Source organism: Paraburkholderia sp. BCC1876 (genome assembly GCF_902833695.1).
In the GTDB taxonomy this organism is placed as follows: domain Bacteria; phylum Pseudomonadota; class Gammaproteobacteria; order Burkholderiales; family Burkholderiaceae; genus Paraburkholderia.
Map to the genome: position 1 here is coordinate 1 of NZ_CADFGI010000079.1, position 464 is coordinate 464.

Below are 464 nucleotides of genomic sequence, written 5' to 3' on the forward strand. Positions count from 1 at the left end.
GCTGGCGGTGGCCAGGAAGCTCGGCCGAGCGCGCGAGGTGGATGCCAACACCGCGCAACTGCGCCGCGACCAGCTCTGGTTCCTGGCCATCTTCGTGGCCAAGATCGGCCTCGGCCTGGTGGTGTTCCAGTACAAGCCGCTGCTCGGCATCGCCTTCCTGGCGGCCTACGCGCTGTATTGCTGGCGCGAGCTGACGGCCGACGGCGACGGCAGCGAACACGGCGATCTCGAGCCCTTGATGCTGCGTCCGCGCTCCGACAATTCGGCGATGGGCTGGGTGGTCCTGCAGACGGTGGGCGCGCTGGTGGTGATCTTCGCCGCCTCGCACCTGTTCGTCGGCCAGATCGAGGCGGTCGGCCCCTGGCTCGGCCTGAGCCCGCAGCTCACGGCGCTGCTGTTCAGCCCGATCGCCACCGAGCTGCCCGAGATCATGAACGCGGTGATCTGGGTGCGGCAGGGCAAGG

Annotated in this window: 1 pseudogene; it reads left to right on the plus strand. The window is 69.2% G+C overall.

What is annotated here, in order from left to right:
* Positions 1-464 (plus strand): annotated as a pseudogene (locus HWY05_RS37850) (sodium:calcium antiporter); the annotation flags it as partial.